Annotated in this window: 20 protein-coding genes and 1 riboswitch; of the genes, 3 read left to right on the top strand and 17 right to left on the bottom strand. The window is 58.7% G+C overall.

All coding sequences use genetic code 11. The features are described from left to right. Nucleotides 1–28: 28 nt before the first annotated feature. From HY36_RS12045 to HY36_RS12020, 6 genes are all read right to left on the bottom strand, one after another. Nucleotides 29–1,234: an acetyl-CoA C-acetyltransferase gene (locus HY36_RS12045; RefSeq protein WP_035553082.1), complete on the bottom strand. Its 1,206-nt coding sequence runs from the start codon at nt 1,232–1,234 to the stop codon at nt 29–31. Nucleotides 1,235–1,261: 27 nt separating this feature from the next. After that, nucleotides 1,262–1,690 (bottom strand): PaaI family thioesterase, encoded by a 429-nt coding sequence (locus HY36_RS12040; RefSeq protein ID WP_051602758.1) that lies wholly within the window; start codon nt 1,688–1,690, stop codon nt 1,262–1,264. Further along, nucleotides 1,683–1,988, bottom strand: coding sequence for a hypothetical protein (locus HY36_RS12035; RefSeq protein WP_035553080.1), 306 nt, complete (start codon nt 1,986–1,988; stop codon nt 1,683–1,685). Before HY36_RS12035 ends, HY36_RS12040 begins: the two co-directional genes overlap by 8 nt. 35 nt (nt 1,989–2,023) lie before the next feature. Next, entirely contained in the window at nt 2,024–3,190 is a 1,167-nt protein-coding gene (locus HY36_RS12030) for an acyl-CoA dehydrogenase family protein (RefSeq protein ID WP_035553078.1), read from the bottom strand. A 189-nt stretch (nt 3,191–3,379) separates the two neighbouring features. Then, a complete protein-coding gene (locus HY36_RS12025) occupies nt 3,380–5,164 on the bottom strand; it encodes an acyl-CoA dehydrogenase C-terminal domain-containing protein (protein ID WP_035553075.1) in 1,785 nt (594 codons plus the stop codon). Nucleotides 5,165–5,280: 116 nt separating this feature from the next. Beyond that, nucleotides 5,281–5,763, bottom strand: a complete 483-nt coding sequence (locus HY36_RS12020) for a MerR family transcriptional regulator (protein WP_241764195.1) — start codon at nt 5,761–5,763, stop codon at nt 5,281–5,283. Nucleotides 5,764–5,984: 221 nt separating this feature from the next. Between HY36_RS12020 and HY36_RS12015 the strand changes: the two genes are divergently transcribed. After that, entirely contained in the window at nt 5,985–9,398 is a 3,414-nt protein-coding gene (locus tag HY36_RS12015) for a peptidoglycan-binding protein (RefSeq protein WP_035553072.1), read from the top strand. Nucleotides 9,399–9,413: 15 nt separating this feature from the next. Here the strand turns inward: HY36_RS12015 and HY36_RS12010 are convergent, their stop codons facing one another. From HY36_RS12010 to HY36_RS12000, 3 genes are all read right to left on the bottom strand, one after another. Then, the gene (locus HY36_RS12010; protein WP_035553070.1) at nt 9,414–10,685 is read right to left on the bottom strand and encodes an amidohydrolase family protein; all 1,272 of its coding nucleotides are present in this window, start codon (nt 10,683–10,685) and stop codon (nt 9,414–9,416) included. Further along, nucleotides 10,682–12,094, bottom strand: a complete 1,413-nt coding sequence (locus HY36_RS12005) for an amidohydrolase (RefSeq protein WP_035553067.1) — start codon at nt 12,092–12,094, stop codon at nt 10,682–10,684. Before HY36_RS12005 ends, HY36_RS12010 begins: the two co-directional genes overlap by 4 nt. A gap of 127 nt (nt 12,095–12,221) precedes the next feature. Then, nucleotides 12,222–12,569, bottom strand: coding sequence for a hypothetical protein (locus tag HY36_RS12000; RefSeq protein WP_035553385.1), 348 nt, complete (start codon nt 12,567–12,569; stop codon nt 12,222–12,224). Between the two features lie 138 nt (nt 12,570–12,707). Here HY36_RS12000 and HY36_RS17870 point away from each other — a divergent pair, with 138 nt between their 5' ends. Then, nucleotides 12,708–14,084 (top strand): acyltransferase family protein, encoded by a 1,377-nt coding sequence (locus tag HY36_RS17870; protein WP_051602757.1) that lies wholly within the window; start codon nt 12,708–12,710, stop codon nt 14,082–14,084. Between the two features lie 7 nt (nt 14,085–14,091). Here the strand turns inward: HY36_RS17870 and gcvPB are convergent, their stop codons facing one another. The 8 genes from gcvPB to HY36_RS11955 all read right to left on the bottom strand — a co-directional run bounded on the left by gcvPB (nt 14,092) and on the right by HY36_RS11955 (nt 22,799). Then, on the bottom strand, nt 14,092–15,663 hold the full coding sequence (gcvPB, locus tag HY36_RS11990; RefSeq protein WP_035553064.1) for an aminomethyl-transferring glycine dehydrogenase subunit GcvPB: 1,572 nt from the start codon (nt 15,661–15,663) through the stop codon (nt 14,092–14,094). After that, the gene (locus HY36_RS11985; protein ID WP_035553062.1) at nt 15,660–15,992 is read right to left on the bottom strand and encodes a DUF6968 family protein; all 333 of its coding nucleotides are present in this window, start codon (nt 15,990–15,992) and stop codon (nt 15,660–15,662) included. The genes gcvPB and HY36_RS11985 overlap by 4 nt, the downstream gene beginning before the upstream one ends. After that, nucleotides 15,992–17,335 (bottom strand): aminomethyl-transferring glycine dehydrogenase subunit GcvPA, encoded by a 1,344-nt coding sequence (gcvPA, locus tag HY36_RS11980; RefSeq protein WP_035553060.1) that lies wholly within the window; start codon nt 17,333–17,335, stop codon nt 15,992–15,994. The genes HY36_RS11985 and gcvPA overlap by 1 nt, the downstream gene beginning before the upstream one ends. Nucleotides 17,336–17,367: 32 nt before the next feature. Continuing rightward, nucleotides 17,368–17,739, bottom strand: coding sequence for a glycine cleavage system protein GcvH (gcvH, locus tag HY36_RS11975; RefSeq protein ID WP_035553057.1), 372 nt, complete (start codon nt 17,737–17,739; stop codon nt 17,368–17,370). 14 nt (nt 17,740–17,753) lie between these two features. Further along, nucleotides 17,754–18,911 carry a glycine cleavage system aminomethyltransferase GcvT gene (gene gcvT / locus HY36_RS11970; RefSeq protein ID WP_035553054.1) on the bottom strand — a complete coding sequence of 386 codons (1,158 nt, stop codon included), beginning with the start codon at nt 18,909–18,911 and terminating at the stop codon, nt 17,754–17,756. A gap of 145 nt (nt 18,912–19,056) precedes the next feature. Continuing rightward, a riboswitch (glycine riboswitch) is annotated at nt 19,057–19,148 on the bottom strand. 108 nt (nt 19,149–19,256) lie between these two features. Then, nucleotides 19,257–20,387 (bottom strand): DUF697 domain-containing protein, encoded by a 1,131-nt coding sequence (locus HY36_RS11965; RefSeq protein WP_035553051.1) that lies wholly within the window; start codon nt 20,385–20,387, stop codon nt 19,257–19,259. Nucleotides 20,388–20,464: 77 nt separating this feature from the next. Continuing rightward, nucleotides 20,465–22,237: an arginine--tRNA ligase gene (gene argS / locus HY36_RS11960; RefSeq protein WP_035553379.1), complete on the bottom strand. Its 1,773-nt coding sequence runs from the start codon at nt 22,235–22,237 to the stop codon at nt 20,465–20,467. A 4-nt stretch (nt 22,238–22,241) separates the two neighbouring features. Then, on the bottom strand, nt 22,242–22,799 hold the full coding sequence (locus HY36_RS11955) for a hypothetical protein (protein WP_241764193.1): 558 nt from the start codon (nt 22,797–22,799) through the stop codon (nt 22,242–22,244). Nucleotides 22,800–22,911: 112 nt separating this feature from the next. Between HY36_RS11955 and ispH the strand changes: the two genes are divergently transcribed. Beyond that, nucleotides 22,912–23,865: a 4-hydroxy-3-methylbut-2-enyl diphosphate reductase gene (ispH, locus tag HY36_RS11950; protein ID WP_035553048.1), complete on the top strand. Its 954-nt coding sequence runs from the start codon at nt 22,912–22,914 to the stop codon at nt 23,863–23,865. The last annotated feature ends 22 nt before the right edge of the window (nt 23,866–23,887 follow it).

The raw sequence follows: 23,887 nt of genomic DNA, 5'->3' as shown, positions 1-23,887 counted from the left end.
TCGTATATTCCGTTCGTCTGTATCTGGATTAAACGCGCTCGATGATCGTGGCGGTGCCCATGCCGGCGCCGACGCACAGCGTGACGAGAGCAGTTTCCTTGCCGGAACGTTCCAACTCGTCCACCATCGTGCCAAGGATCATGCCGCCGGTCGCGCCGAGCGGGTGACCCATTGCGATCGCGCCGCCATTCACGTTCATTTTCTCATGCGGGATGTTCAGGTTCTGCATCATCAGCAAGACGACCGATGCGAAAGCTTCGTTCAGCTCGTAGAGGTCAATGTCACCGGCCTCCATACCTGCCTTCTTCAGAACCTTCTGGGTCACATAGGTCGGTCCGGTCAGCATGATGCCAGGCTCGGAACCGATAGAGGCCATCGCGCGAACGCGGGCACGCGGCTTGAGGCCGAGGGCTTCGCCCATTTCCTTTGAGCCAAACAGCACAGCCGATGCACCATCCACAATACCGGATGAGTTACCGGCGTGGTGAACGTGATTGATGGCTTCCAGCTCCGGGTAACGCTGCTTGATGACTTCATCAAAACCCATGGCGCCCATGCCAGCAAAAGACGGGTTCAGCGCTGCCAGAGACTGCATGTCTGCGTCAGGACGCATATGTTCGTCGTGATCGAGCTGGATGCCGCCCATCTGGTCTTTCACCGGAACGATGGACTTGGCAAAGCGACCTTCTTTCCAGGCGTTTGCTGCGCGCTTCTGGCTTTCAACAGCGAAAGCGTCCACGTCATCGCGCGAAAAACCATACTTTGTGGCGATCGTGTCAGCGCCGATGCCCTGTGGGGCAAAGTAGGTCTTCAGGGCAACTTGAGGGTCAGAAGACCATGCCCCGCCGGATGCGCCCATTGGCACGCGGCTCATGCTTTCGACCCCGCCGCCGATGGCCATGTCAGCCTCGCCGGTCATGACCTTCGCAGCGGCCATGTTGCAGGCTTCAAGGCCGGAGGCGCAGAACCGGTCAACCTGCACACCGGCTGTCGTCTCGGCATACTCGGCGTTCAGTACGGCAACGCGCGCGATGTCTGCGCCCTGCTCTCCCACCGGGCTGACGCACCCGAGCACGACATCATCAACTTTGGAGGTGTCAAGCTCATTCCGGTCACGGATGGCCTGAAGAACTTGCGTAGCGAGGCTGAGCGAGGTGATCTCGTGCAGTGATCCGCTTTTCTTGCCTTTGCCGCGGGGCGTACGCACCGCATCGTAGATATAGGCTTCAGTCATTGGAGTAGCTCCCTTTTAAACGAATATTCAAGTGGCCGGCTTCAAAACCGGATTGAGGGTTAGACTCGCGGTGGAGCGGGCTGCTTCCTTGCCGCGGGAATCGTAGAGTTCAGCTTCGGCGAATACCATGGCCCTGCCGACATTGCGCAGGCGCGCCGAAACTTCGATCACGCCCTTGCGAACAGGGCGTAGAAAATGCGTATGCAGATCGACCGTCGAAGGCAGTTTGGTCTTGCCCGCCTTCATCCCGGCGAGCATCCCGATTGTATCATCCATCATGGCTACGAGATAGCCACCCTGAATGACGCCGGCCGGGTTACAGAATTCGGGCCGCCCTTCAAACCGCACTCGTGTCGTCAACGCCGTCATGTCAAGCGCCAGAAGTTCGAAGCCAAGCGAAGTTGATGACGGGCTGGGCGTCGGGAATACGTCACGGATGAGATGGCTGTCAGGCATGATCACCCTTCTTGCGCCCAAGTATTTCGCGCAGTTTAGCCTCGGGATCTTTCTCTTGAGAGACCATCTCAATTTCAGCGTCGGTCAGCCCGGCAGCCCGGAGCTTCTTCACCGACGACGCATAAACGCGATGCGAAGCGAACATCACCAGACCGAACACAAATGCCAACGCCGCAAGGCTCAGATGAAGGGGCAATCCCAAAATTCTGGATTCCGAGTACGGTTGAAACATGGACAGGCCAAGGTTCACGGCGATCACCGCGACCGTAATGCCCAGCCATGCCAATCCGTTCTTCATCACCCTTCCCGTCTACACCTTGCCTGATCGATCCATTACAATGTTCGGGCGATCAGCATTTTCATGACTTCATTGGCACCACCATAGATGCGCTGGACGCGTGCGTCCGCATACATCTGCGCGATTGGGTACTCATCCATGTAACCAAAGCCGCCATGAAGCTGCAGGCACTCGTCGATGATCTTGCACTGCAAATCCGAGATCCAGTATTTGGACATGGACGCCGTGGATGCATCCAGCTCCTCTTTCAGAAGGCGCTCCGTACAGTGATCTGCAAACACTTTGGCGACCGTTGCCTCGGTTTTGCACTCGGCCAGTTTGAACTGCGTGTTCTGGAAGTCAAAAATGGTCTGACCGAAGGCCTTGCGTCCTTTGACATATTCCACTGTCTCGTGAATGGCCCGCTCAATCATGCCAACGCCCTGAAGGCCAATGATATGGCGCTCCTGAGGCAGTTTCTGCATCAACTGGATAAAGCCCTTGCCTTCGACCTCACCCAACAGGGCGGACGCGGGCACACGGACATCATCGAAGAAAAGTTCAGACGTATCCGCCGCGTGCTGGCCGACCTTTTCAAGATTGCGTCCGCGACGGAAGCCCTCAACCTTGTCGGTCTCGACAGCGATGATCGAGATCCCCTTGGCGCCCTGCGTCGGATCTGTCTTTACGCAGAGAAGAATCAAATTCGCGGTCTGACCGTTCGAGATGAACGTCTTGGAGCCGTTGATTACGTACTCGTCTCCATCGCGTTTTGCCGTCGTCTTCATGCCTTGCAGGTCCGAGCCAGCGCCCGGCTCGGTCATTGCAATTGCAGTGACCAATTCGCCCGAGCATATACCGGGCAGCCAGCGACGCTTCTGCTCCTCTGTCCCGTAAGACACGATGTAAGGCGCGATGATGGCGTTGTGCAACGTGATGCCGAACCCGTCGACGCCTTTCCACTGCTGTTGTTCAATGATGATGGCCTCATGGCGGAAGTCACCGCCCGCGCCGCCATACTCTTCAGGAATGGACGCGCCCAACAGGCCCATCTCACCAGCCTTCTTCCAGATTTCCAGCGGAACAATGCCATCCTTGCGCCACTGCGGAGCGTGCGGCACACATTCTTTCTCGAAGAATTGCCCGACGGCATCGGAGAAAATCTCGATCTCTTCGTCCTGGCGCCATGCAGCCTTTGGGACATCTAGGGGGCTGGCTTGCATTTTTTGTGTTCCTCCACTTTGCACGGCGATCGGTTGCCGCTTACGTTCACGTAAACATGTAGCGACGGAACCGCCGGATTCCCAGCCCTATCCCAACGTCAAAACGGCGGGATTTCCATGAATTATTTGTGTGATAGCGCGCAAACCTGACTCAGCAGGCCTGCGCGCCATCAAAATTCCGATCCGCGCCTAGAACGCCTCAGCCGGCAGAGCCATCATCGTTTTCGCGCCGGTCTTCACCTTTGCGAGATGCGCTGCGCCATCCGGCACCATACGATCCAGGAAGTAATGGCCAGTTGCCAGCTTCTCCTGATAATAAGGGTCGGCTTCAGCCTTCTTTTCCAACGCGACTTTCGCCATTTTTGCCCACATCAGTGCCAGCCCGGTCAGGCCGAAAAGATGCAGGTAATCATGGCTCGACGCGCCGGCATTGTTGAAATCGGTCATGCCGTTTTGCATCAGCCAGGTTGTCGCTTCCTGGAGCTGTCCCTTCAGGGTCGAAAGGCCCTCCGCGAATGGAGCAAGATCTGCGTCACCCTCAATCGCGCTGACAAATTCATCGACTTCGGCAAAGAAGCTGAACACCGCACGACCGCCATTGGCGGCAAGCTTGCGACCGACCAGGTCCAGCGCCTGCACGCCATTGGTGCCCTCATAGATCAGTGTAATGCGACAATCGCGGACGTATTGCTCAAGGCCCCATTCCTGAGTGAAGCCTGATCCACCATGAAGCTGCAGCGCCTGATTGGCTTTCTCGAACCCCATATGGGTGAGGTAGGCTTTGATAACGGGTGTCAGCAGAGCCATATAGTCGCCAGCCTTTTCGCGAACCTTTTCATCCGGCGACTTGTGCTGCAGGTCGCCCTGGAATGCGGTCCAGTAGGTCAGCGCCCGTGCACCCTCGATGAAGGCCTTCTGGTCCATAAGCATGCGGCGCACATCCGGGTGCACGATGATCGGATCAGCTGGCTGCTCTGGCGCCTTCGGCCCGGTCAAGGAACGGCCTTGCAGTCGGTCTTTCGCGAAGTCGACGGCGTTCTGATAAGCGATGGAAGCCTGCGCGAGCCCCTGCAGGCCAACACCAAGGCGCGCCTCATTCATCATGACGAACATGGTGCGCATGCCCTTGTGTTCTTCGCCGACCAGCCAGCCGGTGGCGCCATCATAGTTCATGACGCAGGTCGCATTGCCGTGAATGCCCATCTTCTCTTCAAGGCCACCACAGGAACACGCATTGCGCTCACCCAGTGAACCGTCCTCGTTGACGAGGAATTTCGGAACGACAAAAAGCGACACACCCTTGATGCCCTCCGGCGCGCCTTCGATACGCGCAAGCACGAGGTGAATGATATTCTCGGTGAGATCCTGCTCGCCGCCGGAAATCCAGATCTTCTGGCCGGAAATCTTGTAGGTGCCGTCGCCCTGCGGCACGGCCTTAGTCTTCATCAGGCCGAGGTCCGTTCCGCAATGCGGCTCGGTCAAATTCATCGTACCGGCCCATTCGGCAGAGGCCATTTTCGGGCCGTACTTCGCTTTCAGCTCTTCAGATCCACCCGCCATCAGCGCCTGGAATGCGCCGTGCGTCAGGCCCGGATACATGCCGAACGCCATATTCGCGGACGAGACCATTTCCGTCCACGCAATATTGACGACATGCGGCAGGCCCTGACCGCCCATTTCAGGCTGCGCCGACAGAAGCGGCCAGCCATTCTCAACCAGCTGCTTATAGGCCTCTGGAAAGCCATCTGGCGTTTTCACACTGGCATCGTCACTGCGAACACAGCCCTGTTTGTCGCCAATTGTATTGAGTGGGAACAGGACTTCCTTGGCGAACTTGCCTCCCTCATCCAGGATCGCATTCACAAGGTCAGGCGTAGCCTCCTCGAAGCCGGGAAGGTTTGAATAGTTCTGAATCTCCAGCAGTTCCTGCAGGATGAATTGCATGTCGCGAATTGGCGCGTCGTAACGGGGCATTGTGTGCTTCCTGTAAATCCGGCGCTCGACTGGATTGCTCCCGTGCAGCGCCTGTCTAAATGATTTAACCCCACCGCGGCATCTGCTGGGTGGGGCGAGAATTGGGTTGGCTCAGATCAAACTTCGTCGAGCTGTCGGCGGGCAATCTCGTCATATGCCGCCAATTGTCGCTTATTTTCGTCAGACGGCCCGGTATTGGCGATCTGCGTTTCAAGCCAGGCAATACCCTTTCGCAGCTCGGTCAGCGCGGTATCGATATCGCCGCGCTGAATTTCCAGTTCCTTGACCTGCTTGCGGAACTTGTCGAGCGACATCCGCATCTGGGCCCGTTGCCCATCGTCCAGAACGTAGAGATCGAGAATTTCGCGGATATCCGCGAGTGGCAGGCCGAGACGTTTCAGCCTGACAATGATAGTCAGCCGCGCGCGGTCCCGGTTGGAATAGACACGCGTCATCCCATCCCGCGCGGGATGGAGCATGTCTTTGTCCTCATAAAACCGGAGCGCCCGTGGCGTTACGCCGAACTCGCGAGCAAGCTCGGAAATTGTGTAGGTGCGGGAGTCCGCAGCGGAAATTTTGGAGAGCTTGTTGTTCATCATGACGCAAATCTAGATCACGGCTTACGCGAACGTCAACGTAAACTTTTATTTTCGTATCCCGTCACTCCCGCGTCTTGGCCCAAGGTTACCAAATTTACGGGTTTTCTTTACCTTTAACCTCACCTTAATCCGGCGCCTGCCATCAAAGTTCGTGAAGATGGATAAACTTGCCCGGATTCTCAGTATCCACGGGCAATCTGAGCGTGCTTAGGAGAGCAGTGATGAGCCAGACGGGGCCCTGGAGCGTCAAAGGAATTGACCAACGCGCGCGCGATGCCGCGCGAGAAGCTGCACATGCAGAGGGGATAACGCTCGGGGAATACCTGAACCGTCTCCTCATGTCGGTCGAATCGTCCAAGCCAAACGAAGTTGCCGCCCCCTTCGAACATCGCCGCCCTGCCCCGAACGCCGCCAATGATACGATCGACAAGCTGACGCGCCGCATCGAAGCGACTGAAGCCCGCTCAACCCTTGCCATCACAGGGATGGATCACACCATTCTCGGCCTCGTGGCCCGACTGGAAGATGCAGAACAGAGTTCGTCGACGGTCGCCTCACGTGTCGATGGCCTCATCGAGGAACTGCAGGAAACCTACGCAGCGCTACAGGCGAAGGTTCAGAAGCTTGAGAATGACGATTCCTCACGGGAGAACCTTGAAGCCCTGAAGTCTCTGGAACAGGCGCTCGGTAAACTGGCCAGCCACGTATTCGAAGAGAACGAACTCGCCCAGAATGAAGCCCTCGCAGTCAAGGGTCGCGTGGAAACCGGCTTTGCGGAGCTGAACGACCGCGTCGAGGGTATGGAGGTCAAAGTCGAGAAAACGCTCGCCGAGACAGCCTCCCGCATCGACACAGCGGTGAGCGAAGCAGAGCAGCGAGCAGAGACCCAGTCGCGCGAGTTCACGGACCGCCTGTCCGATCTCGAAACCCATGTGAACCTGAAACTGTCCGGCATCGACAGGACCGAGGAACGCCTGAGCGCCGCTGAAGCGCGCATGAGCGAGTCCCTGAATTCAGTCAACGCTGCGCTGGATAAAACCCAGGATCGCCTCAATCGCGCGGAATCGACCACCGACGCCGCGCTGCTAAGCCTGGAATCCACGCTGAACGATCTGGACGTGAAAATCGGCTCACTGTCCCGGTCTGTTGAGCCAGATATGGCCGACAAGTTGCGGGCTGAATTCGAATCCCGGTTTGAGCAGATCATGGAAACCGTGCGCCAGTCAGTAGACACGACGCGCCGGGAATTGGCAGAAGAGATCAGCAAGGCGGCTGCTGCGCCTGCTGATGACGTGTTCGAGGACATCCGCTCAGAGATTGACAGTGTACGCCGTACTGTCTCCGAGGACAAGGAGCGTCAGAGCAACGACATCCAATCTGTATCTTCTGAAATCAAACGCATTGGTGGACTTGTCGGAGACCGGATCGAAGAGTTTGGTGAGCAGATCGACAAGCGCGTTAATGCAAGTGAACAACGCACAGCGGAAGCCATCTCGCAAATCGGCGAGCAAGTCGCCAATGTCGCTGGTCGCCTTCAGTCTCGTCAGGACAAGGCCCTCCAGACCCTGGCGACAGAAATTGAAGAAACTCGCAAGCGCGCGGATGCCAATCTATCAGACGCCCTGACAGGCATGTCCGACAGGCTCGACCAGATCCAGACCCAGACCAGCGCATCCTTGTCGCCAATCCAGAAGGCGATGGCATCGCTCGCAACGCGACTGGAAAATCTGGAAGATACGATCAACCCGGCTCAAGCAAGCCGCGATCCGATTGAAGGTCTTGGCGCAGAAGACAGCTTCATTGATGCGGACAGTCTGCTCGAAGAGTTTCAGACGGAAGATTCAGATAGCCTGTTATCAGAAGACTATGACGCGGAATTCGAGCCGGGCCTGCCGCAAGATTCGACCGCGTTTGACGATCCGCAAGACTTCTTTTCGGACGACGTCGAGACGGAAAATGAAAGCGACACAGTCGCCGAAGACAATCTCGCATCCGCACCGGCGAAAAGTGCTTACACAGAAGATTTTGAGCTTGTTGACGAACTCGTTGAGCCGGAGGCCGAACCGGGCCCGGTCGACGCAGACGATGACTTCCATGAAAGCCTGACCGCAGGGCCGGACTCGCTCACGGGCGACGGAATCGACCCTCTGGTCGATCTCGACGAGTATGATGACAGCCATACCGAAGCGAGAGAATCCGACATCTTCGAAGATGACGAGTTCGACTTGTCATCATCTCCGTTCGAAGAAGACACCCCGACGGAAGAAGAAGTTGAAGCTGATGCCATTCTGGCGGACCATTCCGACAGCGACGAAGCAGAGTTCGATCCACTCATTGAAGAGGCTCCGCAAGAAGAGGAAAAGCTGGACTTCATGAGCGCCGCGCGGCAAGCCGCAATCGCTGCGTCGTCAGGACGCCCATCTCAACCTATCCGGATAGCGAGCCGTGACAGCAGCTCCGGCATGTTCAGCAATGGCAAGCTTCCTCTGTATGCCGCAGCGTCTGCCGTCGTGATTACCGGGGCTGCCGTCGGCGGATATCTGTATCTGCGCGGAAAACAGTCCACGCCGAGCGTTGCCGCTGCGCCAGTTGCGCCAACCGCGACAACCTCAGCAGACGCTGTTGAGCAGCCCGCAGAGGCCGCGGAGGACATCACGGTCGCGAGCATGACAACGGATGCGGACGCCATGTTGTTCGAAGAGGACACACCGGCGGCTGTCGCTCAGGCCGATCCCGAAGGCACTGAGCTTGAAACGCAGCCTACCCCTGCACTGCCTGCTCCGGTAGAGACAGCGCCGGTGGTCGAAACCGCTGTAAGTTACGCACCGATCCCCGCAGTAGAATCTCTTGCCACCCTTGCCGCATCCGGCGATGCGGTCGCTGAGTATTATGTTGCCCAGCAATACCTCGCCGAGAACAATCTGCGCGAGGCTGCGCCCCTGATGCAGAGCGCGGCCGACAAAGGCCTTCCCATCGCGCAATACACTCTGTCCAAGCTGCATGAGCGCGGCACGGGTGTGCCCAAGGATCTGAACCTCGCACGTCAGTGGACGGAAAAGGCCGCTCAGAACGGGAATGTAAAGGCCATGCACGACCTTGCTGTCTTCATGGCGCAAGGCGAAGGCGGTCCGCAATCCTATGCTGGCGCCGTCGAATGGTTCCGCAAGGGCGCTGAGTACGGCATCGTCGACAGCCAGTACAATCTGGGCATTCTGTATGAGCAGGGTCTGGGTATCAGCCCCAACCTCACCGAAGCGCTTTACTGGTTTATGGTTGCAGCCAAGAATGGTGATGCTGGCGCCCCCGCAAAAGTCATGGAGCTGAAAGCATCGGTTTCAAAGGAAGCTGCCGCGTTGGCCCAAGCGCAAACGGATGCGTGGACTGCTTCGCGCGCCAATGGCCCAGCCAATGGCCAGTTCGAGCCGCAAGCCTGGGAGCTCGGAAATCCTGAACAGGTGATGTCCATCCAACTGGCCCTGACCGCGCTGGGCTATCAGCCCGGCACTCCGGATGGCGCAGTTGGCCCCGGCACGGCCGCGGCCATTCGTGCCTACCAGGCCGACCACGGACTTCCGGAGACCGGCACCGTGACCAGCGGACTGATCGAAAGCCTGAATGCAAAGGCTGGCGCCTGAGCGCCAGCCTTATCCTCATGGACGTGAATAAGCGCGTGGGCGTTCGGATTCGTCCAGGCTGAGATACCGGTCGCGAAGACGAGTCTGACGAGACTCCAGAGATTGCGCTTCACCAGCGATAATCACGGCTGTGGGCGAGGAGACTACTTCCAGCGGGTCTCCATCCCATGCAACAACATCCGCATGGGCGCCCGGCGCAAGCCGTCCGAACCCGGTCAGACCGAAAATGTCTGCCGGCGCCGTTGTGAGCGCGGCCAGCGCATCGTCGGATGAAAGGCCATTGGCAACGGCATTTCCTGCCAATTGCGGCGCCAACCGGGCCTGATGGCTTTCATCCCCGATATTTGCAATCGCAAAGGTCACGCCAGCATCCGCCAACCGCGCAGCATTCTCTGACGTCGCAGCCAATTGTTCGAATGAAGATGGAAGATTTGAAAATGCGTTGATGATGACCGGAATATCCATGATGGCCAAACGGTCTGCCACGCGCCAAGCCTCATCTGCCCCCACAATGATGATGTCCAGATTGGGATATTCTTCCGCCAAATCCATCACCGCGTTCAGGTCACTCGCACGGCTGGCCTGAATGACCATCAATTGTTGACCCCGGGCGGCGGTAGAGAAGGACAAGGCATCCAGCCGGTTCAGCGCAGCGCCTTCATTGTGGGTCAGGTATCTGGCCGGATACGTCCGCGCATCGTCCAGAGCGGCGCGAAGCATAGCCATGGCCGACTGCCGCGACCCGCCCGCCAGCCCTGCGCCGGACTCGCCGAGTTTGATGAAGGAGAAAGCTTGCGCATCAATGTCCGCATCCAGATCACCGCTTGTGTCAGCCACGAACCCCTGACCCGCGAAAATGGTGTTGCCGGTGTTCGGCGCGACGACCAGTCGGGTAAAACCCTCGATACGTGTGATGTCCACTGCTGTCGCATCGGGATTGAAGCCATCAGCCGCGTTCAGCGATGTCGAAAATTTGGAATTCGCGGCCATCGTGTCATTGGTCGAATCTTCTGCGCTGACCTCGACAAGCCCTGTTCGCGAGAAGGCCGCAATCAGGCCGGGCGTAACCCATGCCGCGGAGATTTCGGTTGCGCCATCTGGCACTTCGGTATTCTCGCCGCCGACCGTGACAATACGATCGTCCTCAATCACGACAACGCCATTCGGAATTGTCCCCTGCGCCGTGCCGGTCCAGACAGTCTCACCGCGAAGGACAATCGTTTCGGCGAGGGCGGGTGCTGCGGCCAGACCGATCGCAGCGACGCTTGCAAATAGTGTACGGATCATTTTCGATCTCCTTCGCCAGGCTGGCCGAGTTCAAAGTCCATGACAGGATTGGTTTCAGGATGGTCGCGGTCAAACATCAACGCACCGTCAATGAAGACTTGGTCCGCTTTCGTGTACACGCTGAACGGATCACCAGACCAAATGACGACATCCGCCATCTTGCCCGGCTTCAAGCTGCCGGTGCGATCCTCAATGCCGAGGGATTTCGCCGGGTTCAGCGACAGCCAGGTCCATGCGACCTCCTTCGGAATGTCGATCCCGGCTTTCTGGCCGTCGGACCAGGCCTTGGCCGCTTCCTGGTTCAAGCGTTGAATGCCAACATCGCTGTCTGAGTGGACGATGGCACATGCACCCGCCTTGTGTACGAGGGGGATGTTCTCCCGAACTCCGTCATAGGCTTCCATCTTGAAGCCCCACCAGTCAGCCCACATGGACGAACACGCGCCATAGTCTGCCAGCTTGTCGGCAATCTTGTAGCTTTCGACAGCGTGGTGGAACGAGGCAACCTTGTATCCAAACTCCTTGGACATATCCATGATCTGAGCCATTTCGTCGGCGCGGTAGCAGTGCATGTGCACGAGGATGTCGCCATTCAGCACACCCGCCAACGTATCCAGCTCAAGATCCCGCGCAGGCGGCTCTCCGCCTTCATCTGCGAACTTGTCCCATTTACGCTTGTACTCAGCGGCCTTGATCCAGGCCTGGCGATACCCGGCGACGTTGCCCATGCGCGAATAGGGAGCCCCGCCCGGGAAACGACCGGCGCCATAGCCATAAACACGTTTCGGGTTTTCACCGCAGGCCATTTTCAGCGTGTAGGGCGCATCTGGAAACTTCATGCCCTGCACCGTGCGGCTCGGCACATTCTTGAGAATTACGCCGCGCCCTCCAAACAGATTGGCGCTACCGGGCAGAACCTGCATGGAGGTGATGCCGCCGGCAATAGCGCGCGTAAAGCCGGGATCCTGCGGCCAGACGCCGTGCTCTGACCAAACCTCTGCCGTAACGGGGGCAGAAATCTCGTTGCCATCACCATGCGCACTGACACCTGGCGACGGGTAAACACCAAGATGGCTGTGATTGTCGATGATGCCGGGAGTGACCCAACGCCCACTTGCGTCAATGGTCTCAACACCGTCAGGCGCCTTGATATCGCTGCCGATGGCGGAAATCTTGCCGTCTTTCAGCAGAAGGCTGCCGTCTTCGATCAGATTTCCCTCGCCGTCCAGAATGGTCGCATTGGTGATCAGGACCGGATCATTTGGATAGGGCTGATAGGTCGAAGGATACGGATTGCGGTCAAACCCTTCCTTCGCGCTCGAGTCAGCCTTTTTAGAATCATCGCCGCCGCATGCTGCCAGCAAAAGCGCAGCTGTGCAGGCTGCTGCCAGCCCGTGGAATCTTCGCATTTCGTCTTGCCCCGTTTCCGCAAATACAAGACGCGCATACTGCTGAGATTTGCTGCGGCTTCAAGGGTTGGCTGATGCGCAAACGCTTATTTGTTCCTCGCCGCACGCATAAAAGTGCAATGCAATGCTAAAGATCTGGCTTGAACGGGTCTTTCTTGTCTCGACCGAAAACCAAACGCATTAACCAGTTCGGCGCAAACCGTTCGACACGCGGATGCCGATCCAGCACGCTCTCCATCCAGCGCCGCCCCCAAACAGCATTACGCCCCAGCAATACGACGCCCACAATGGCAATGGGCAAACCGACCGGTATGATTGGCGTCACAAACGCTATTGGAATGGCGACCACGATCATGATGAGACCCGTCAGCGCGAGAATCTGGCGGAATGCCACATTCACGCCATTCCGAAGCCCTGTTGAGGGCTTTGGCATAGCATCTGCTCGTTTTGACAATGAGGGTTCGTCGTCTGCCATGCTGCTGAATATGGTAAAATTATCGAGTGTCGCCAGTGGTATCGACAGCATGTGTTCAAAGTCTGGTGTCTGCGTTACCTGATTGCTACATTTTGCGAATTCTTGCTGTCATGAACGGCAACTTGGCTAGAGGACGGCATGAAACTTCAGTCCATCCAGATCCTACGCGGCTTGGCCGCCATGCTGGTTGTCGTCTATCACATTCGCGCAATGGAAATGCTGGCGATCGGCAACAATGGCCTTTCGGAGACGCCATTCCTGAATGGCTTTGTCACGAATGGATATGCCGGAGTTGACCTCTTCTTCGTGATATCCGGCTTCATCATGGTGCATGTAACCCAAGGCATGAGGTCAGGTGTACGTTCCAGCCTGGACTTCCTGTTCGCCCGCGTTACCCGGATTTACCCGCTCTGGTGGCTGTTCGCCGCGATCATGACTGGCATGTTCTTCCTGTATAATGATTTTGGTCTGGGCGAAGGTTGGAACCGGGTCAGCCAAGGACAACCGCTTCTTCCATTCCTCATCAAATCCTACTTTCTGGTACCCCAGAACGCGCATCCGGTGCTTGGTGTCGGCTGGACGCTGGTTCACGAGATCTATTTCTATCTCGCCTTCACACTGATCATTCTGCTGCCGCGGCGCTTTTGGCTGTGGGTCCTGTTGGGGTGGGGCGGCGCAATCGCGGCGGGCACATTCTTCGGACTAACCAAGCCTTTTGGAGCCGATATAGTTTCATTGGTCTTCTATCCAATGACGATGGAGTTCATCATGGGTGCCGTGGTCGGCTTGCTGGTCAGCTCTGGCGTAGCCTGGCGCAGCGGTGCGCTCACCCTGGTAGCTGTGTTCTGGCTGATGGCCAGTCTCGGCCTTCAGGGCGTCGAAGATGATCAGTTGATGATGTGGGGCCGCGTGTTCTGGTTCGGTCTGCCATGCACGCTGCTTGTTTACGGCTTCGCCACGCTGGAGTTGTACCGTCGGCAAGCTTGGCTCATTCCGGCCGGTATCGGCGCACTCGTTGCGACGCTCGGAATTCTCGGTTTCGATCTCACTGAAGCTGCGCCGTTCAGCCAGCGCCTTGATGCCTTGATAGTGTCGCTCATTGTCGGGGCGATCGCTGCCGCAATCGTCTTCTGGATTGGCTGGCTGGGCGGACAGGCCATGCCGGACAGGATTCGCGCAATAGAACCTGGCTTCATGAGAGTGCATGGCGCCCTTGCGCGTGTCGGCGACTGGTCTTTTTCACTCTACCTGTGTCACCCGATCATTCTGGCGCCGATCCGGATTGGCTTCGCGGAATTATCCAAGGTTCCGGCGCTCAGGCCGCTCTTCCAGGCAGGACATGCCGGACCGCTGGACAATATCATTCTCTACGCCACAGCGCTGTTTGCCACGCTCTTCGTTGCGGCGATGACCTATCGCTTCATTGAACGACCGATGATTGTCGGCTTTGCCAAGGCACGGAGCGCAATCTTCCGGCGCGAGCAGCCAAAACCACTCGGCCGGGTTGCACCATAGGGCTCGCTCATTCTGCCGCGACGGAATTGGCGTCGGGCTGTGTCCATTTCAAAACCGGCTTGCGGGCCGCTTGTGTCTCGTCCAGACGACGCATCGGGGCTAGGTAAGGCGCGCCTTTCAGCGTCTCGTCGCCCTGCGCGGCGCGGCGGGCAATCGACTCAAGCGAGTCACAGAACCGGTCGAGTTCCGCCTTCGATTCCGACTCGGTCGGCTCGATCAACATCGCCCCGTGCACAACCAGCGGGAAGTACATCGTCATCGGGTGATAGCCTTCATCGATCAGCGATTTGGCAATGTCGATGGTTTCGATCCCGTCTGCCGTGAAGGCGTCGGAGAACAATGCCTCGTGCATGCAATAGCCCTCAAAGGCCGGGGTCATCACGGATTTGAGGCGGGCCTGAATATAGTTCGCGTTGAGGACCGCATCCTCGGAGGCCTGTTTCAGGCCATCTGCGCCGTGGCTGAGCATATAGGTCAGGGCCCGGACGAACATGCCCATCTGGCCGTGGAAGGCGACCATGCGGCCGAAGCTCTCTTTGGCGTCACCTTCCATATCCTCAACGAGACGGAAAACGCCATCTTCATCCTTCACGACAAAGGGCACCGGAGCGTAAGGCGCCAGCGCATCGGACAGGACGGTCGGGCCGGAGCCCGGGCCGCCGCCGCCATGTGGAGTGGAGAACGTCTTGTGCAAATTGATATGCATCGCATCGACGCCGAGATCCCCCGGGCGGACCCGGCCGACAATGGCGTTGAAGTTCGCACCGTCGCAATAGAAATATCCGCCCGCCGCATGGATGAGGTCGGCAATCTCCTTGATGTCGGTCTCGAACAGGCCGCACGTATTGGGGTTGGTCAGCATGATGCCGGCAATATCGTCGGTTTTTTCAAGCTTCGCCTTCAGAGACTCCATGTCGACGCGGCCGCGGGCATTGGCCTTGATCTCGTCCACGATGAAGCCGCACTGAACCGCAGTTGCCGGGTTCGTTCCGTGGGCGGAGGCCGGCACCAGGACGCGCTTTCGGGCCTCGGCCTCGCCGCGCGCCACCAGAGCCTGGCGGATCGCCATCATGCCGCAGAACTCTCCATGCGCTCCGGCCTTGGGGCTCATCGCGACCGCAGGCATACCGGTCAGGGTCTTCAGCCAGGTGGCCAATTCGTCAATCAATTCCAGCGCGCCCTGCACGGTCGCCTGCGGTTGCAGCGGATGGATATCCGCAAAGCCCGGCAGGCGCGCCAGTTTCTCATTGAGGCGCGGATTGTGTTTCATCGTACAGCTGCCCAGCGGGAACAGGCCAAGATCGATGGCATAATTCTTCTGGCTGAGGCGCATATAGTGGCGCACCGTCTGCGGCTCCGACAGGCCCGGCAGGCCGGTCGGCTGCTTGCGCGCAACGCCGCCAAGGCGACCGGTGCGGTTCTTCGGCGTGGGCAGGTCAACGCCCGTCGTGTCTTGTGTGCCGATCTCGAAGATCAGGCCCTCGGCTTGCAGCAAGCCTTTCGAACCGGACACGGTGTCCACGGACTGGTTGGCAGCTGAAACGGGAGATGTCGGGCGGCCTTGGGTGTTCATGGTCATGACGGCTTTCCATAAGGCTGAGCGTGAAAGGCTTTGTAGAGGCGCTCTTCGTTGAGTAGATCCTGTTCGGCATAAAGGCGCAGCTGACCGCGGCAAAAACTCTCACTGGCCATAATCTCGACTGGTACAACTCTCAGCGCCAATTCGAGAGCTTGGTAAGCATCCACGCCCATCACCGGATATGATTTCTTGTAACCTGGCCAATCAAGATCCAGTTCACAACGCCAGTCCTCGCCATCAAGCTCCGGCTGCATGACCGCGATACGGCCAGATCTCCATTTGCCCTCAACGAGGCATTCGATCCTGCGCTCCACGCATACCTCGGTCATCAGATGATCTCCTTCAGGGCGGCAGCATAGGCGGCTATATCTTCCGCCGTCGTGCATTCTGTAGCTGCGCAGAGGATGACGTCGCCCATATGTCCATCGGGGAAGAGGCGACTGGCGCGAACGCCGCCGACCACACCGGCCTCATCCAGCATGGCCAGAACAGCTTCGGCATCCATCGGGGTCCGGAAGGCAAACTCGTTGAAGAAGCGCGGCGTCAGGATTTCGACACCAGGCACTGCCTCCAGCGCATCGGCAAGATCGCAGGCCGCCTCATGGTTCAGCAGGGCCAGTTGTTCCAGCCCCTTGCCTCCCAGCAGCGTCATATGCGCCGTGAAGGCCAGCGCGCACAGGCCGGAATTGGTACAGATATTGGACGTCGCCTTGTCACGGCGGATATGCTGTTCGCGGGTCGACAGCGTCAGCACGAACCCGCGATCTCCGTTGGCGTCAACGGTCTCCCCGCACAGACGCCCTGGCATTTGGCGGACCAGTTTCTGCGTGCAGGCAAACAGGCCAACATAGGGCCCGCCGAAATTGAGGCCGTTGCCGATGGACTGGCCCTCGCCCACGGCAATGTCCGCGCCCATCTCTCCGGGCGGCGTGACAAGGCCCAGCGAAACGGCTTCAGTGAAGACGGAGACGAGCAGCGCGCCTTTGTCATGCGCGGCGTCGGCAGTTTTCGACAGGTCGGTTACCGTTCCGAAAATGTTCGGGCTCTGGCCGATCACGCAGGCTGTCTGGTCGTCGACGGCATCGGCCAGCGCATTCTCACCATCCACGGCGACTGGCAACTGGACGACCTCGAACCCTTGCGCCTCGCACACCATTTTCGTGGCGGCGGCATAGTGCGGATGCAGACCGCCTGACAGAATCACCTTTTTCCGGCGCGTTACGCGGGTGGCCATGATGGCCGCCTCGGCGCAGGCCGTAGAGCCGTCATACATGGAGGCGTTTGCCACATCCATTGCGGTCATCGCGGCGACCTGAGTCTGGAATTCGAACAAGGTCTGTAGCGTGCCCTGCGCAATTTCCGGCTGGTAGGGCGTGTAGGTTGTCAGAAACTCGGAGCGCTGGATCACCATGTCGACCGTGGCCGGAACATGGTGCTTGTAGGCGCCAGCGCCGACAAAGAACGGCCCTGACGACGCCGAGCGGTTCTTCGCGGCCAGTTTCGTCATATGGCGCTCAACGGCGAGCTCCCCCTGATGGTCCGGCAGGCCGGAGATTGTACCGCTCAAGCGAGCCGATTCCGGTACATCGGTGAAAAAGTCATCGACCGAATTGGCACCGACCGTGCCCAGCATGTCTGCGCGGTCTTCCGGTGTCAGGGGGAGGTATCTCATGCTAGTTACTCCATCAGAGTGTCAGGAGGCCCCTACAGGCCGTCGCAGAAAGCCTTGTACGCATCCACATTCATCAAAGAGCCAAGCTCTCCGGAATCGGACAGTTTCATCTTGCAGAACCAGCCTGCGCCTTCCGGATCTTCGTTGACGGTTTCCGGAGCATCGGCCAGCGCGCCATTGCCCTCGGTCACTTCGCCAGCCACAGGCGCGTAAACGTCAGACGCCGCCTTGACGCTTTCAACAACAGCCATGTCGTCGCCCTTTCCAAAGCTGGCGCCTGCTTCCGGTACTTCGACAAAGACCACATCGCCGAGCTGGTCCGCCGCATATTTCGTGATCCCGACCGTGGCGATATCGCCCTCAACCGTGATCCATTCATGATCTTCAGTATAGTAAGTTGTCATCGCCCGTTTCCCTCTTAGCGTTTGTAATTCGGTTTCACAAAAGGCAGCTCGCAAACTTCTGCAGCGCGCGCTTTGCCTCTCACCATCAGGTCAATCTTCGTGCCAAGTTCGGCCAGATCCGCGCGCACATAGCCCATGGCTACTGGCCCATCGACACTGGGGCCAAAACCGCCGGATGTCACAACACCCACAGGTTCGCCGCCGATCTCGATCACTGTGCCTTCGCGCGCGGGGGCCCTTTCAAGTGGCTTGATGCCAACGCGCTTTTCAGCCGGCCCATCGGAAAGCGCCTTCAGAATACGCTCCGCTCCCGGAAAATTGGCCTGCTCACGACGCTTCTTCTGGATGACCCAGGCAAGGTCCGCCTCCACCGGATCGCGGGTGGTATCCATATCGTGACCATAAAGGCACAATCCCGCTTCCAGGCGCAGGGAGTCCCGTGCGCCGAGACCAATCGGCTTCACGCGCTCATCCGTCAACATCTCCTTGATCAGCGGCACGCCCGCCTCGGGAGAGACCAGCACTTCAAAACCATCTTCACCCGTATACCCACAGCGCGATACGATGCAGCGAGTCCCATTCAGCTCGAACGGCATGTGACGCATGAATTTGAGCTCTGCACAGCCCGGGAAAAAGTCCTGCATTACCTCGGCGGCCTTTGGTCCCTGCAGAGCAAACAAGATGCGATCATCGGCGCGTGTCAACACGGCCTTGCCTTCGAATGTCCGCTCAAAGAGGGCCCAGTCCGCCTCCTTCACCGCACCATTGACAACGATGTAAAGTGACCCCTGCGCCTCTTCGCCGATTGGTCGTGTGATGATCAGGTCGTCGAGAATGCCGCCCTCATCATTGAGCAGCACGGTCAGACGCGCCTGACCTTCTTTCAGTCCGGCGATATCGGAGGGCACCAACGTTTCAATCAGCGCAGCGATTTTCGCGTGCGCCTCGTCTCCACCACCAATGCCATCTGCCAAGGAGAGAAAGCACGGTCCCATATGAGACACATCGAACAAGCCTGCCTCGGACCGGGTCCAGAGATGCTCGTCCTTGACGCCCATCGGATACTGAACCGGCATTTCATAGCCCGCAAACGGAACCAGCTTCGCACCAAGTTCTTCGTGCAGGTCATGAAGCGGAGTGCGCTTCAGATTATCAGTTGTCGGTTCGGCCATGACGCCCTTTCATGAGGAGACGGGGCAGCCCGAAGCTGCGCATCGTCGCCCCCGCTGTCTTGGGCGCCTGAGAGATTCCGCCCGATGTACGGGCTTGCTCCTTCGGCGAGACGGCACCACAAGGCCCGCCTCTTTCCAGCGTGTTGTCTCTCCCCCGGTCCTTTTGCCTGAGCGTTTCCGGGGCGGTTGCGCCTTCGGCGGCGGGGCTGGTTACCCGCTCTCTCCCGGGAGGAGGTCGTCTATGAGTGTCGAACTAGCGCGGATTCTGGTGGCCAGCAAGCAGAGAGTCAGCACCCCCCTGTCTTGCCACGCCGCCTGCCAGATGTTTGGGCAACCAAGCGGGGATCATGCTTCCGATGGCTTGCGGCCGAACCAGCCCTGAACCATCGACCAGGCATTGCGCGAGCCGGACATGGTCTGTTCCGCCGCCCAGGCAGCGCGAGACGTCAGACCGCCACACCGTTTCAGCAGGTCTGTCGCGACCGAACCGGATTCCTTTTTCACCCGCTCGAGCGCCTCTGCCGAAATCGACCGGGCCTGCCGTGCGGACCAGCCCTCAAAGGCGCGGCACCGCCGCTTGGCCAGATAGCCCATCTTCAGAGTGAGCATCGCGTTCACCGCGCCATCCATGACCGGCCCGGCGATCAGCCCACCCATCCGACCGAGCAAGCCGCCAATGACATCGCCTGTCATGTCGGTCACATCCTCCAGCGCGCGACTGACGATCACGATTGCGGCCACATCGCGCAAGATCAGCAGCGTGCCGCCAAGATGCGGGCGCCCGAAATAGATCTGAGAGATACGTGCGATGAGATTGGCGTTGCGCCAGAGCACAACGAAAGCGTCCACAGTGCCATTCATCGAAAATGCTGTGGCTACGCCCACGCCGACAGCCTCCGCATGGATCAGCTTGTCGACCTTCGTATCCAGCTTCTTCAAATGAATCTCAATATGGTCCTTCTGGAAAGCTTCGAGATCTGCAGCGACATTGGCCGCAGACTCCTCGCCCGCAATCGCAAATCGCGCGAGCAAGGCGCGACCGATAGCGATACCCTCTTCCATCGCGGACACTTCATCAGCCAGCAGCGGATTCCGCTTCAGCATGGCAAGATATTTCAGATCATATTTCAGGCGCTGGGAGAGGAGCGAGATGTCTGGTTTCTCTATATCGAACGGCGTGTGCGGTGGCTTCGCCGCGACAGGCATCGACAGAAATGACGCCAGCGGTCGGCCAACCAGCAACAGCAACAGCGCGGCGAGAATCAGGATGAAGCTGTATCCCAGCACCGGGTGCACATCATCGAAGATGCGATAGAACAGAAATCCCTGCCCGATCACCGTCAGGAATGCGATGGTCAGCAGGGCGACGCCGGACCATTTTAGCACTTTCCATGCCTTGGACCATTGGGACGCGAACTCCCATTGCGGCGCAGGCTCCACAGGTGCGTCCACGGGCGCGGGCACGTTCTTGGCCATCTGATAACTCCTCTACTGATCTCTCAACGAAAGATCAGGGAGGATCTGCTCAGTGGCAAGCTACACCGCTGTAGAGACTACATGCGCTCCGGTATACGGATGCCGAGGAGGTCCAGCCCGGTCTCCAGCTGGTTCAGGACAGCCGCTGACAAGGCAAGACGGCTGGCGCGCAAATCTGCATCCTCTTCTGAGGCGATCGGCAGGGCGGCATAGAACGCGCTGAACCCCTGGGCGAGGTTGTACACATGCTCACACAGGACATGCGGCATGCGTTTCTCTCGCGCTTGAAGGAGCGCGGCTGCAAAGGCATCCAGCTGTAAAACGAGGGCGCGCTCTGCATCATGGCCAATCTTGATGTCGCCCGGCTTGAAACCGGCCTCCGCAGCTTTGCGCAGAACGGATTTGATCCGCACGGCCGCGTAAAGCAGGTAGGGCCCGGTCTTGCCTTCGAAGCTGGTAAAGCGGTCGAGGTCAAAGACGTAATTGCTGGTACGCGTATTGTGCAGATCCGAGAAACGCAGCGCAGCCAGGGCCACAGCGGCAGCCACTTCATGACGCTCCTGTTCCGACATGTCTTCGGGCAGCTTGCCGGCTTCCACAATCTTTCTCTGCGCCTCTTCAAACGCCATCGTGTTCAGGTCCGCCAGGCGTAGTACGCCGCCTTCGCGGGTCTTGAAGGGCTTGCCGTCGTCGCCATTCACCGTGCCGAAGCCGATATGCTCCATATGGCCTTCATCGATCAGGCCGAGCATCTCCGCCGCACGAAAGACCTGTTCGAAGTGCAGCGCCTGGCGCTGGTCGACGACATAGAGCATCAGCTCCGGCGTCGGCTCCATATTCTCCATCCGGTCTTCGATCGTCGCGAGGTCTGTGGTGTGATACCCGGTGCCGCCGCGGCTGTTGACCAGCATGATGGGCGGCATGTCCTTCTTGTCGCTGTCACGCTCAATGCGAACAATGACGGCACCATCATCCTCTTCAGAGAGACCCGCCGTCTTGAACTTCTCGACCAGTCCCGGGATCAGGTGATCCACATCGCTTTCGCCCTTCCAGAGGTCGAAATGCACGTTCAGGAATTCGTAATCGATCTTCAACGCCTCGACGGACACATTGATGAAATGGCGCAACAAGGCGCGATAGCCGGCCCGACCCGCCTGTAGCTCTGCGACCGCTTTCTGGCTGCGCTCATTGCGCGCAGCATCTGCTTTCGCTTTGGCGCTCGCAGCAGGGTACAGGCGTGCCAGATCATCAATCGTGACTGGCGGCTCTTCCGGATACGGGCCTTCAAAGCTCTCGTCGAAATAGATCAGGTCCGGCTGCTCGTCATACAGCTCGGTAACCAAGTGGCCCATTTGAAGCCCCCAGTCGCCGAGATGAGTGTCGCCTGTCACCTTGTCGCCAAGAAAGCGCAGGAGACGCACCAGCGTGTCGCCGATCACGGCCGAGCGCAGATGGCCGACATGCATCGGCTTGGCGACATTCGGGCCGCCAAAGTCGATCACGGTCACTTTCGGGTCCGGCGCAGGCTCCGCACCTGCCATGTCGTCTGTCCGAATGAATTCTGCGCGCTGAGACATGGCCTCGTCCGAAACGCGGATATTGATGAAGCCCGGCCCGGCGACTTCCGCCGACAGGATCATCGAATGCTCTTTCAGCGCCGCAGCAATTTCGCCAGCGATCTCGCGTGGGTTACGACCCGCGGACTTGGCAGCGCCCATCGCGCCATTGCACTGGAAGTTAGCAAATTCGGGCTTGTCAGACCGGCGCACAGCCCCCCATTTCGCCTCCAGCCCCATAGCTTCAAAGGCGGCGCTGGCGGCCGCCGACAATTCATTGATCAGACTGGCCATGATGTTACTGCCCGGCATCCATGCGGAAACGTTTGCCCGCGCGGTTGAATTCCAATTGCTCTTCGGTCAGCTCGAACCCGACAATCACTTCGAAGTTCGTGCCTGAGATCGACTCGTCTACGCGCGGGATCTCGATGGTCTGGATCACTTCCGTGGCACCTGCGAGCTTGTTACCGCCGAAATTCGCATCGACATTGAAGTATTCCTTGGCGAGTACCTTACCACTGCGCCGGATCACCGCGACATAATACGGGAAGGTGTGCGTGGACGCGTCAGCCGCTGGACCTTTGCCAAACGCAAAATCGATCTCGAGTTCCGCCTTCAGTGGGTCTGTTCCGACATACCGACAGAACAGGCGAACATCGATCACCTCTCCGGTATATTCAATATTGGTGTAGAGTTCACCGCCACCATCAAGTTCGATATAACGCGACGAATCATACAGCGCGCCAACTGGCGGGCATGGCCCGGCATTCTGGCGCGTATCAAAAGTCTCTGCGAGCTTGCTGCCTCCACAGCCAGAGAGGATGACCGCGGCGAGAAGTGGGGCATATTTAATCATGCGTCGGCGTGTCCTTCTTGGCCTGATGCAAAGGCCTGTCCATCTGTTGCTGCAGATGTGTTAAAGGCCCAGACGTCTCGGCGCAACGCCCACAGGCAGGAGATAGGATGAAATGACCGACAGGCAGCCACTTACAATCCGCCTTGCCGCCCCGCGGGGCTTCTGCGCGGGCGTTGATCGCGCCATTCAGATTGTCGAAGAAGCCCTCGGCAAATGGGGCGCGCCAGTCTATGTGCGCCACGAAATCGTCCACAATGCGCATGTGGTGAGTCGTCTTGAGGAGCTTGGGGCCATATTCGTCGAGGAACTGGACGAATGCCCGGAAGACCGCCCGGTCATCTTTTCCGCGCATGGCGTACCGAAATCCGTGCCCGCCGAAGCCGAACGCCGGAACATGATTTATGTCGACGCGACCTGTCCGCTTGTTTCCAAGGTTCATGTCGAAGCCGAACGCCATCATCGCGAAGGCCGTGAGATCGTGCTGATCGGTCATGCAGGACACCCCGAAGTCATCGGTACGATGGGACAATTGCCCGGCAATACGATCACGTTGATCGAAACCGTCGAGGACGTCGCCGCGTTTGAGCCCAACGATCCAGACAATGTCGCCTTCGTTACCCAGACGACCCTGTCGGTCGATGACACCGCAGACATTGTCGCCGCACTACAGGCTCGTTTCCCCGGCATTTCGAGCCCCCACAAGGAAGACATCTGCTACGCCACCACAAACCGTCAGGACGCCGTGAAAGTTCTGGCGCCGGGCACAGATCTGGTGCTCGTTATCGGCGCGACGACGAGTTCCAATTCGGTCAGACTGGTCGAAGTTGCCAAGCGCGCCGGTGCCGCACGGGCGGAACTGGTGGCGAGCGCGGAGAACATCGACTGGGCCTGGTTTGATGGCGTCTCAACCCTCGGCCTGACCGCCGGGGCCAGCGCGCCGGAAGACCTTGTGCAGGGTGTGATCAATGCCTGCGGTGAGCGGTTCGATGTCTCACTCGACAAGATCGAGACGGCCCGAGAAACGGTGACCTTCAAACTGCCGCGCATCCTGTCTGAGCCGGTCTGACACGAGCCTGCGCGGCCAATAT

The sequence above is a fragment of the Hyphomonas atlantica corrig. genome (assembly GCF_000682715.1).
GTDB lineage: Bacteria > Pseudomonadota > Alphaproteobacteria > Caulobacterales > Hyphomonadaceae > Hyphomonas > Hyphomonas atlantica.
Note: the sequence above shows the minus strand (reverse complement) of the source record. Positions and strands in the feature narration are given on the sequence as shown.